Raw genomic sequence first — 11,274 nt, 5'->3', positions numbered from 1 at the left:
TTCAGGTAAGCCTGCATATGGTGTCGGTCCTGGAAACGTGCCCGTCTATATCGAAAAAACCGCCAATATCGAAAAATCGGTCAAAATGATTGTTCAAAGCAAAACGTTTGATAACGGCACGATTTGTGCAACGGAACAGGCCATTGTGGTTGATCAGAATGTCAAAGAAATGGCCGTAAGGGAGCTTAAAAATAATGGCGCCTATTTCTTAAATGAGCAGGAGAAATCACTTTTAGAAATGGTGATTTCACCATTGCCAGGAAAGCTGAATCCGGCAATTGTTGGTCAAAGTGCTGTCAAGATTGCGGAATTGGCGGGTATTTCCGTTCCGGCCGACACAACGATTTTAATTGCGGAAGAAACGCGGATAGGGAAGGACGTTCCTTTTTCCATTGAAAAACTGTCGCCGATCTTTCCGATTTATACAGCGGAAAACTATGAAAGTGCAAAAGAGCTGTGTGTGAAAATCTTACATTTAGGCGGGATGGGACATAGCTTATCCCTTCACACCAATGATGACAATGTAGCCCGTGAATTTGCGTTAGTAATGCCAGTATCACGACTGTTGGTGAATACGCTTTCTTCCATTGGTGCGGTTGGAGCCACAACGGAATTGATGCCATCGCTGACACTTGGCTGTGGATCATTTGGCGGTAATATTACTTCAGACAATCTAACGGCCCGCCATTTAATCAATATCAAAAGGATGGCCTATGGAACAAAAGAGGTTAATGTTCCAAAACCATCCAGCAAAAGTCCTGCCCCACAATGGGGTGCCAGCACCCATGTAGACGAGATTGTAAATCAGGTTTTAAGTAAGGTGAATGGTTCGGGCCAGCTAGATTCGCAGGTCATTTCTGAATTGGTCAATCAAGTATTAAAAAAATATCAAATGAATTCATAGGAGGAATTTACAATGGCTAGAGAATTAACAGCATTAGGAATGGTGGAAACAAAAGGTTTGGTAGCATCCGTAGAAGCAGCAGATGCAATGGTAAAGGCAGCAAACGTACATTTAGTCGGTAAAGTTCATGTTGGCGGCGGGCTTGTAACAGTTCTTGTCCGCGGAGATGTAGGTGCGGTTAAAGCGGCAACTGAAGCAGGTTCGGCAGCAGCAGAACGTGTTGGTGAACTATTATCTGTTCATGTCATCCCACGTCCGCACAACGAATTGGAGAGCATTTTACCAAAATTAGAAGTGGAAGTGTAAGAAGTAAGGAGCCAATAAGATGAATGAACAAGCCATTCGAAATGTTGTTGAAGAAGTGATTCAGCAATTGTTAAAAAAGGACTCCAGACCCAATACAATCCCGATGGCTGTCTCTGCACGCCATTGCCACTTAAGTCAAGCTGATTTAGAAACGCTTTTTGGCAAAGGGTATGAGTTAACGAAAAAAGCGGACTTGTCTCAGCCCGGTCAATTTGCAGCTAATGAAACGGTGGTCATTGTCGGACCAAGAGGAAGCATCGAAAAAGTGCGAATCCTCGGTCCCGCTCGTTCTTTCACACAAGTGGAAGTCAGCAGAACGGATGCAGTAAAGCTTGGGTTGAAACCGCCCGTAAGGGAATCTGGCAATATTGCTGGTTCTGCACCGATTACTCTGGCAGGGCCCAAAGGAAGTATTTATAAAAATGAAGGACTGATCATTGCCCAGGCTCATATTCATATGCACCCAGAGGATGCCGCTTATTTTGGCGTAGAAAACGGCGAGTATGTACGAATCCGAACAGAAGGGGAACGCCCGGTTTCGTTTGAAAAAGTATTGATAAGGGTTTCAGCGAGATATCAGCTTGAGATGCCTATCGATACCGATGAAGCTAATGCCGGGTTCATTACAAGCGGTCAGGCTGGTTTCCTTGTTAAGGATGGGGAGCCTTTCGTAAAACCCCAGCCTGTGACCAATCAGGTATCACCTGAACAAAACGAACCAAAAGAAGTTCATTTTCAAAAAAATCTCTTAACCAAAAGAGATGTGCAGGCATGGCAGTACGAGATGATTTCGGTTCGGAAAGGCACAATGGTGACTCCATTGGCACGAGATGCTGCAAGAGAGTTGAAAAAAAGCATCCAGGTTATGGATTAGTTTAAGGGGATGATTTTTTGTTAGTTGGAACGGTGATTGGAAATGTGTGGGCGACAAGGAAGGAAGAGAATCTAACAGGATTAAAATATTTATTTGTCCAGCCGGAGCTTCCATCCGGGGCGCCTATCCTTTCACCGTTTATTGCGGTGGATCGGATTGGTGCCGGAGTCGGTGATAAAGTGATGGTCACAACGGGAAGTTCGGCAGCAAATATTATCGGTGACCATAGACTGCCGATTGATGCTGTCATTATCGGAATTATTGATTCTATTGATGTAGAAGGAGGTGCGTAAAGGATGTCAAAAGCCTTAGGAATGATTGAAACAAGAGGGCTGATTGCCTCGATCGTTGCCGCAGATGCAATGGTTAAAGCAGCGGATGTACGGTTAGTTAAAAAAGAAAAAGTGGACGCCGGACTCGTTTCGATTTTAGTAGAAGGAGATGTCGGGGCTGTCCAGGCAGCGGTCGATGCTGGCAAGTATGCAGCTCAAAGTGTTGGCGTGCTGGTAACCGCGCATGTTATCCCGCGTCCGGATGAGGGAGTAGGGCAAATGTTGGCACAGACACCGAAAAAGGGCGAGGAGAAACCAAAACCTGCAAAAAGGGGTCAAAGAGCAAAGCAAGATGAGCCTCCAGCACAAACGGAATAATTATTAAATGAATGGAGGAAGAAACATGTCTTTCAAACGTAAAAAAATTGCCGTGATTGGTGCAGGATTTACTGGTGCAACAGCAGCGCTGATGATTGCGCAAAAAGAATTAGGAGATGTCGTTCTGGTTGATATCCCGTCTCAAAACGATCCGACCAAAGGGAAGGCACTGGATATGCTGGAAGCAAGCCCCATCCAAGGCTTTAATGCAAATATAACGGGTACCTCAGATTATGCGGATATACAGGATGCTGATTTGGTGTTAATCACGGCAGGGCTGCCGCGGAAACCTGGGATGAGCCGGGATGATCTGGTTTCTACCAATGCAAATATTATCGAGCAAGTCTCGGAAAATATTAAAAAATATGCGCCGAATAGCTACATTATCGTTTTAAGTAATCCTGTTGATGCGATGACCTATGTTTGCTATAAAACAACAGGGTTCCCTAAAAATAGGATTATCGGTCAGTCCGGAGTCCTAGATACTGCGCGTTTCAACACCTTTGTTGCACAGGAATTGAATGTGTCAGTGGAAGATATTTCGGGTTTTGTCCTTGGCGGGCATGGTGATGATATGGTCCCATTGGTTCGATTCTCTTATGCCGGCGGAATCCCGCTTGATAAAATTCTCCCGCCACACCGAATTGAAGCGATTGTGGAAAGAACGCGTAAAGGCGGCGGCGAGATTGTCAGTTTGCTAGGTCAAGGCAGTGCCTACTACGCCCCGGCAGCTTCGATGGTCCAAATGGCTGAAGCCATATTAAAGGACAAAAAACGAATCTTGCCATGTATTGCCTATCTGGAAGGGGAATATGGCTATCAGGATTTATATCTAGGGGTTCCAACGATCCTTGGCGGCGATGGCATTGAAACGGTCATTGAAATTGCGTTAACCCCTGAAGAAAAAACAGCCCTTGATCAATCAGCCCAATCTGTTCGGAATGTCCTATCGATTTTGAAGACACGATAATAATTGCATAAAATAACCTGTGAATCCTTCTACAATTCTATATTAAACTAGTAACAACTAGTTTTGGAAATTGTCGTGTAGGGGATATGGTTTTACTTTAATATTTCCAGGAGATTTACTTTGAAAGGGGAAGGGTATATGGAGCAGGGAAACAACCATTTACAAAAAGCGCTTAAACCAATCCATCTCTGGGGTATTGCCGTAGGGATGGTCATATCCGGCCAATATTTTGGCTGGAACTATGGTTTTGAATCAGGTGGCACCATCGGCCTCGGCATTGCTGCACTAATTATTATTGTCTTTTATACAACCTTTATTTTTAGTTATTCAGAGCTTTCAACTTCCATCCCTCATGCCGGCGGGCCGTCTGCCTATGCCCGAAAGGCTATGGGGCCGTTTATGGGCTTTATAACCGGTTTAGCCTGTTTACTGGAATTCGTATTTGCCCCTCCAGCGATTGCGGTTTCGGTTGGAGCGTATATCCATTTCTTAATCCCAAGTATTAATGCCGTTTATGCAACGGTCGGAATGTTTATTTTATTTATTTTGGTCAACCTCATAGGTGTAAAAGGTGCCGCTATCATTGAGTTAGTGGCAACGGTATTGGCATTAATCGGTCTCGCGATTTATTATGTGGCCGGTTTACCTCATGTTCAATCATCCAATATCTTTAATGATATGGCTTTTAGTCATGGCTGGTCCGGTGTTTTGGCAGCCATTCCATTTGCCATTTGGTTCTTCCTTGCGATTGAGGGGGGAGCGATGGCAGCAGAAGAGGTGCGTGACCCGAAGAAGGATATTCCAAAAGGCTTTATTTCCGGTATTTTAACGCTTGGTGTGGCAACGATTTTAACCTTAGTCGTAACGGCAGGACTTGGCGGCGGTACCGGTAAACCAGCGGATTATCCACTTCCACAGGCATTGGCAAGTATTTATGGAGAAGGCAGCTTTATTCCAAAATCAGTTGCCATTATCGGTTTATTTGGTTTAATTGCCAGCTTGCACGGTATTATTATTGGTTATTCCCGTCAAACGTTTGCCTTGGCTCGTGCAGGATACCTGCCTAAGTTTTTGTCTAATCTTTCGAAACGCGGAGTGCCACATTGGGGCTTGATTGTTCCTGGAGCGATTGGAGTGATCGCAGCAGGCTCAGCAAACTTTGCGAATGCGTTGATTATCCTATCCGTTTTTGGTGCGATTACGATGTACTGCTTAAGTATGGTATCGTTGTTTGTGCTGCGTAAAAAGGAGCCGAATTTGGAAAGACCATTTAAGGTGAGCTACCCTGTTGTACCAGCGATTGCATTAGTATTGGGTGTTTTCTCTTTCTTCTGCGTGGTAAAATACAGCGTGTTAACGACAACTCTTCCTTTGTTTGGAGTGGAGCTGCCTTTGGCGGGTGTGATTCTGACGATTTTTGGTGTGGCGATTGTCTACTATTTCTTAGTAGGATCCAAGAGACTTCGTCCAATGTCGGAGGAGTTTGTTTTAATTGAGGATGTGACTTCTGGAGAAACAGAGACAGATGAGAAAATAGGATAATGTTCAATAGCAAAAGATGTTCCATTGGGGTGTGGTCTAACCCCCGTCAAGGAGACAGTATATAAAAAGGTGCACTATTTAAGCAACCTTAGCCCTGAACTCTATAGGGCTAAGGTTATTTAGTTTCTTTTGAAAAAAAACTATTTTATTTCCACTATGCCAGCTTCATCTATCTTACAAGCTACATTTACTTTAAATTTTTAGGTTAGGATAAAAATTATCCCAATCTTTTGGTAAAAATTCCGAATTTCGCTTAAAAGCGAGAAAGAGACTCGAAGAATATGCTGAAATCGGAATGGAGCTATTGATTAAAGAAGTATTCGGCAATCGTTGGGATGGTAACAATCTGGATCCTACATATAATGAATATGAAGTAGATTTACTAGGTTACAATTATGCAGATTATAATGAAGTTCCATTTTGATTAATTGAAAATAAAATAGGTTCTACCCATTTTAAAGGGAGAACCTATTTTTATTTAAGGATTACTCAACAGCTTTATTTGAAAGATCTTTCCTTATATTAAATTGGGATTTGCAATTGTTTCTGGTAGTCCAATGCAGGAATTATACATAAAAAAGTTGGCAATGTATGCCTTGACTGATATAATAGTAAAATATTAAGTGGAATACGATGAAATGTGGGGGAACCGGTGATGCCGGTTGAGATTTAGTCCGTGAGACGATGACCCTTGGAACCTGATCTGGTTGATACCGGCGGAGGGAACATATTCTTAAACAATTAATTGTTTGCTGAGATGCACTCAGGTTTCTTTGCCTGGGTGCTTTATTTTGTTTAAGCAAGTTTTTGCCCTCTAACCAACACTGAGGTTTCAGCCTATTTAATTTGTTTCACTTTAGATTTTATTTTTACATATGGGGGATTCAACATGAAGAAATGGCTAGTACTAGTCCTATCAGTCTTTCTAATGACTGGATGTAGCAGCAAAAAAGAAACAGAAAACGCAACAGGAAAAAAACAGCCGCTTAAAAAGGTCTCGGTTGTACTGGATTGGACGCCAAATACCAATCATACTGGATTATATGTAGCAAAAGAAAAAGGATTCTTTAAAAAAGAAGGCTTGGATGTGGATATTATCATGCCGGGTGAGACCGGTGCTGACCAACTAGTCGCTTCTGGCAAGGCGCAGTTTGGTGTAGGTTACCAAGAAGCGATTACTCAGGCACGGATACAAGGGGTGCCGATCGTATCGATCGCTGCAGTGATTCAGCACAATACATCAGGATTCGCTTCACCTGTTGGCAAAAAGATTCAATCTCCGAAGGATTTTGAAGGAAAAACATACGGTGGATGGGGATCGCCAGTCGAAAAATCTGTCATCACTTCTCTAATGAAAAAGGAAAACGCCGATGCCAATAAGGTGAAAATCGTGAACATGGGGGATACGGACTTTTTTACGGCTGTGAAACGAGACATCGATTTCGCTTGGATTTACTATGGGTGGACTGGTGTAGAAGCAGAGCTTCGTAATGAAAAAATTAATATGGTTTACTTAACCGATTATTCTGATAAACTGGACTACTATACACCTGTTTTAGAAACAAACGAAAAAATGATCAAAGAAAACCCTGAAACGGTTAAGGCATTCGTAAAGGCGGCTGCCGAGGGGTATGAATTTGCCATTAAAAACCCTGATCAAGCTGCAGATATCCTGATTAAAGCAGCACCGGATTTAGATCCAAAGCTTGTCAAGAAGAGTCAAGAATGGTTGTCTCCAAAATATCAGGATGATGCAAAGGAATGGGGAATTCAAAAGCAAGAGATTTGGGAAAATTATGCCCAATGGATGTATGAGAATAAGCTTCTTGACAAGAAATTAGATGCGAAAAAGGCATTTACAAATGAATTTTTACCAAAATAATAGGGGGGAGAAAAATATGGCGAATTCATTAATCAGCATTCAAATCATCCCGAAAACAAAGGGTGGAGAAGACGTCATTCCATACGTTGATGAAGCCATTAAAGTCATTGCTGAATCTGGTGTGAAATACGAGGTACACCCGTTAGAAACAACCATGGAAGGCGAACTCCACGAATTATTTATGGTGATTTCAAAAATGAATGAACGAATGATTGAAATGGGAAGCAAAAATGTCATTTCTCAAGTGAAAATCCTTTATCAGCCAACAGGCATTTCAATGGATGACTTAACCGGAAAATATCGATCATGAGGAAGAATCTTGTAAAAGGGTGGAGACCGATTTTGGTTCTCCTCCTTTTGTTTGTCATTTGGGAGATTGTCGTTAAATTAGCAGAAGTGCCGGAATGGCTTCTTCCGCCGCCATCAAAGATTTTCACAGAGGCCATTGCCGGTTGGCGTGATTTTTATCCAGATGTGTTTTCAACGGTTAAAATTTCACTATTTGGATTTGTAGTTGGAGCATTCATTGGACTGGCTGTCGCCATTTTATTCCATCTGGTACCTGTTTTAAGGGATTCTTTTTATCCATTGTTGATTTTATCGCAAAATGTTCCCATTATCGTTCTTGCTCCACTGTTGGTCATTTGGTTCGGGTTTGGCTTATTACCCAAAATGATTGTCATCACCCTTGTTTGTTTCTTTCCCATTACAGTGGCCGCCTTGGATGGATTTAGCCAAACCCCTTCAGAGTTGAAGCATTATATGAGGATGGCAGGTGCGTCCAAAACACAGCTTTTTTGGAAATTGGAGCTGCCGTTTTCGTGGCCCTCGATTTTTTCAGGATTTAAGGTTTCTGCCACGTATAGTGTAATGGGTGCCGTTATTTCTGAATGGCTTGGTGCTAAGCAGGGGATTGGTGTCTTTATGACATTCGCATCGTCGTCTTTTCGAACGGACCGGGTGTTCGTTGCCATTTTTACCATCATGTTCTTAAGCCTCTTATTTTTCTTTTTAATCGTTTTTATGGAACGAAGAGTGGTTCGCTGGCAGCCGAAAGGGGATGAGAAAAAATGACATATCTTCGTTTTCAAAACGTTACAAAAACGTTTCGGGCAAAATGAAGTACTGAAAGACCTTGATTTTTCCATTAATAAAGATGAATTTGTTTCTATTATTGGCCCTTCAGGAAGTGGGAAAAGCACCATTTTCAATTTAATAGGAGGAATTCTTTCACCAGATGAAGGAGAGATCCTATTAGACGGCCAGTGCATTAATGGCAAGCGTGGTTTTATTAGTTATATGCCTCAAACTTCTTCTCTTTTCCCGTGGAGGACGATCCTTGAAAATGTCCTTCTTGGCCAAGAGCTTCAGGGAAAAAAAGACGTAAAAGCAGCACGAGAAATGCTGGCGATTGCAGGACTCTCGGATTATGAAAACGCCTATCCTGACATGCTGTCTGGAGGAATGAAGCAGCGCGCTGCTTTTATCCGTGCCTTATTGAGCCCGCAAGAGGTGATCTGTCTTGATGAGCCTTTTTCCGCTTTAGATGAGCTAACCCGGTTTGAAATGCAGAAATGGTTAGTGGACATGTGGGAATCACATCGAAGGACTATTCTTTTTATTACTCACAATATAGAGGAAGCACTGTTTCTATCCGATCGTGTGATGATGCTGTCTGCTAAAAAGGCAAAGGTCGTTTCAACCATAGAGGTCCCATTTGAAAGGCCACGGCACGAAAGTATACTGTTAGATGAACGCTTTATTCAATGCAAAAGGGATGTATATTACCAATTAGTAGGTGAAGTCAAATGAAGATGATTGACGCTCATATACATTTGGATCGCTATCAAGATGAGGAAATCAAACGAATTGTATTGGATTCTGCCCATATCGAAGCCTTGATTTCTGTATCCTTTCATTTGGATTCCAGTAAAAGAAACCTTTTTCTTGCACAAAAATATCAAAAGGTAAAACCTGCATTTGGCTGCCATCCAGAACAAACATTGCCTTCTGAAAACGAGCTGAACGTGCTGCTAAATTGGATGGACGACCACCGTGATGAAATGATTGCGGTAGGAGAGGTGGGGCTGCCATACTACTTAAGGCAAGAGCAGGGGATATCGATTGCTCCTTATCTTGAAGTATTAGAAGTGTTTATAAGTAAGGCGAAAAAATGGGACAAACCGATCGTTCTTCATGCTGTTTACGATGATGCGCCTCTCGTTTGTGACCTTCTCGAAAAATATTCTGTTTCCAAAGCGCATTTTCATTGGTTTAAAGGGGATCAGAAAACAATAGACCGAATGATAAGAAACGGCTACCATATTTCTATTACCCCCGATGTGGTGTATGAACAAGAAATCCAGCAGCTTGTCAGCGTCTATCCTCTCGAGCTCATGATGGTTGAAACCGATGGTCCTTGGCCATTTGAAGGTCCATTTGCAGGAATAATGACCCATCCGAATATGATGGAGGAATCCATAAGGAAAATCGCACTGCTCAAGAAGCTTTCCGCTGCGGAAGTTTCAGATATCTTACATCAAAACACAAAAGGGTTTTACCAAATAACAACTTGAAGCTGCCGATCAAACATTGGTAGCTTTCTTTATTTAGAAATAATGACCAGGAAACCAATTGATTCATAAAGATCCAATGAAGACTTAGAAACGAATTTTCCCATGTTAACAACTCAGTTTAAATCCTTTTTGAACAGAAAGGAAGATATAGAAAAGAAAATTTTGCTGGATAATCCATATGCAGGACTAAGAGAAACAAGCTTATCTGAAATGGTCTTACACGTTGTGAATCATGGAACCTATCTTAGAGGGAATATTTCAGCTATGTTGCATCAGTTGGGTGATTCTTCCGTTATGACTGATTATGCTTTTTATTGGTATTCAGAAAATGTTATTCATCATAAATAGGCAAGAGTAGAGTAATCCATTTTTTCTCCAAAGAAGCTGATTAATTTACACAGCTATCGGATACAAATATGCAGAAAAAGAAGGATGCCTTTCCACAATCGGGTGCGTTTCTTTAGCATGAAATGCACTTTTCTTGATGAATTGGGCAAGATTATGAAATTACGATTTACATAAGGGGTACCACCCTGAAGAGTTCTCACTTAGTCGAATAGCACTGTATTTAGTAAGAATGATAGTGTTATAAGCTCGGTGAAAATGCGTAAGAATTTACCGTATCAGGTTAAGCTGACGAACTACCCAATATACGGGAATAAACCTGTGATACATAGAAATGTGTTTTAGTTATAAAGAAAATAGTAGATTAATAAAATCCTATAAAGGTGAAGATGCTGGCTATAAAACAAGGAGAAATAAAACTGTTACAAAGAGGTGAATAGATTGAAAACGTATCGATTACCTATTTTCATTTTACTTATGAGCCTTATATACATATTTGCCATTCCCAGCAAACCAGAAGCAATCAAATTGCTATTTAAATTAATCCCCATGTGGCTCATTCTATTCTATGCTTATAAACAAATACCTGATAAAAAATCACGCCCTCATTGGATTATATGGTGTGGATTATTTATCTGTATGCTAGGTGATGGGCTAATTAGATGGTTCGTGATCGGCTTAACAGCTTTTCTAATTGGTCATCTGTTTTATACAGCAGGGTTTTCCCGTTATTGGCGTTTTACAAAGCTTTCACTTCTTATGATTCTACCTATTGGATTATATGGCTTTGTTATGGGATATCACGTAATCGCTGCATTGCTTCAGAATCATATGGATACCTTTGTAGTTCCCGTACTTATGTATATAGTGATTATATCCCTGATGAGTTGGACTGGATTTTTGTCCCATAATAAATGGGCAATAAGAGGAAGTATTTTATTTGTCCTCTCAGACTCCATTCTGTCATGGAATATGTTTGTTTCAGAGATTCCCCATTCCGATATCCTGATTATGACAACCTATTATATAGCGCAATTTTTAATTGCACACAGCTTGCGCTTCTTTCCTAGTTTTGGTAGCTATTCTTCGGGTGAAAAATAGGCGAGATTTATTGTCGCGCCTTTTATGTTTTCTGTAGCAATTACGGCACTTGTCGCAGCTCTGGAAAGACAACATCCACCCATCTTACCATCAGGTTAGCATAACTGGCCACCACCCCTTGGAT

At 41.5% G+C, this 11,274-nt stretch carries 13 protein-coding genes, 2 pseudogenes and 1 riboswitch; all 15 genes and pseudogenes read left to right on the top strand.

Translation table 11 applies throughout. The features are described from left to right. Nucleotides 1-904 (top strand): annotated as a pseudogene (locus tag V7137_RS24895) (acetaldehyde dehydrogenase); the annotation flags it as partial. A 12-nt stretch (nt 905-916) separates the two neighbouring features. Next, nucleotides 917-1,210 (top strand): BMC domain-containing protein, encoded by a 294-nt coding sequence (locus V7137_RS24890; RefSeq protein ID WP_335700560.1) that lies wholly within the window; start codon nt 917-919, stop codon nt 1,208-1,210. 19 nt (nt 1,211-1,229) lie between these two features. Beyond that, nucleotides 1,230-2,084 carry a phosphate propanoyltransferase gene (locus V7137_RS24885; protein WP_438825628.1) on the top strand — a complete coding sequence of 285 codons (855 nt, stop codon included), beginning with the start codon at nt 1,230-1,232 and terminating at the stop codon, nt 2,082-2,084. Nucleotides 2,085-2,101: 17 nt separating this feature from the next. Next, a complete protein-coding gene (locus tag V7137_RS24880; RefSeq protein WP_335700559.1) occupies nt 2,102-2,377 on the top strand; it encodes a EutN/CcmL family microcompartment protein in 276 nt (91 codons plus the stop codon). A 3-nt stretch (nt 2,378-2,380) separates the two neighbouring features. Then, the gene (locus tag V7137_RS24875; protein ID WP_218346858.1) at nt 2,381-2,734 is read left to right on the top strand and encodes a BMC domain-containing protein; all 354 of its coding nucleotides are present in this window, start codon (nt 2,381-2,383) and stop codon (nt 2,732-2,734) included. 25 nt (nt 2,735-2,759) lie between these two features. Further along, nucleotides 2,760-3,704, top strand: coding sequence for a malate dehydrogenase (mdh, locus tag V7137_RS24870; protein WP_335700558.1), 945 nt, complete (start codon nt 2,760-2,762; stop codon nt 3,702-3,704). 138 nt (nt 3,705-3,842) lie between these two features. Next, nucleotides 3,843-5,246 carry an ethanolamine permease gene (gene eat / locus V7137_RS24865; protein ID WP_335700557.1) on the top strand — a complete coding sequence of 468 codons (1,404 nt, stop codon included), beginning with the start codon at nt 3,843-3,845 and terminating at the stop codon, nt 5,244-5,246. Between the two features lie 295 nt (nt 5,247-5,541). Continuing rightward, nucleotides 5,542-5,670, top strand: coding sequence for a hypothetical protein (locus V7137_RS24860; protein ID WP_335700556.1), 129 nt, complete (start codon nt 5,542-5,544; stop codon nt 5,668-5,670). Between the two features lie 208 nt (nt 5,671-5,878). Next, nucleotides 5,879-5,988, top strand: a riboswitch (TPP riboswitch). A gap of 147 nt (nt 5,989-6,135) precedes the next feature. Beyond that, nucleotides 6,136-7,128, top strand: a complete 993-nt coding sequence (locus V7137_RS24855; protein ID WP_335700555.1) for an ABC transporter substrate-binding protein — start codon at nt 6,136-6,138, stop codon at nt 7,126-7,128. Between the two features lie 16 nt (nt 7,129-7,144). Further along, entirely contained in the window at nt 7,145-7,438 is a 294-nt protein-coding gene (locus V7137_RS24850) for a thiamine-binding protein (protein WP_335700554.1), read from the top strand. Then, on the top strand, nt 7,435-8,202 hold the full coding sequence (locus V7137_RS24845; RefSeq protein ID WP_335700553.1) for an ABC transporter permease: 768 nt from the start codon (nt 7,435-7,437) through the stop codon (nt 8,200-8,202). Before V7137_RS24850 ends, V7137_RS24845 begins: the two co-directional genes overlap by 4 nt. Nucleotides 8,203-8,205: 3 nt before the next feature. Beyond that, entirely contained in the window at nt 8,206-8,940 is a 735-nt protein-coding gene (locus tag V7137_RS24840; protein ID WP_335700586.1) for an ABC transporter ATP-binding protein, read from the top strand. Further along, complete coding sequence (locus tag V7137_RS24835) at nt 8,937-9,704, top strand: TatD family hydrolase (RefSeq protein WP_335700552.1); 768 nt, start codon at nt 8,937-8,939, stop codon at nt 9,702-9,704. Before V7137_RS24840 ends, V7137_RS24835 begins: the two co-directional genes overlap by 4 nt. 78 nt (nt 9,705-9,782) lie before the next feature. Further along, nucleotides 9,783-10,052 (top strand): annotated as a pseudogene (locus tag V7137_RS24830) (DinB family protein); the annotation flags it as partial. A gap of 438 nt (nt 10,053-10,490) precedes the next feature. Next, complete coding sequence (locus tag V7137_RS24825) at nt 10,491-11,150, top strand: lysoplasmalogenase (protein ID WP_335700551.1); 660 nt, start codon at nt 10,491-10,493, stop codon at nt 11,148-11,150. Nucleotides 11,151-11,274 lie beyond the last annotated feature (124 nt).

This window comes from Neobacillus drentensis (assembly GCF_036962765.1).
In the GTDB taxonomy this organism is placed as follows: Bacteria; Bacillota; Bacilli; order Bacillales; family Cytobacillaceae; genus Neobacillus; species Neobacillus drentensis_C.
This window is presented reverse-complemented; position numbering and strand designations above follow the sequence as displayed.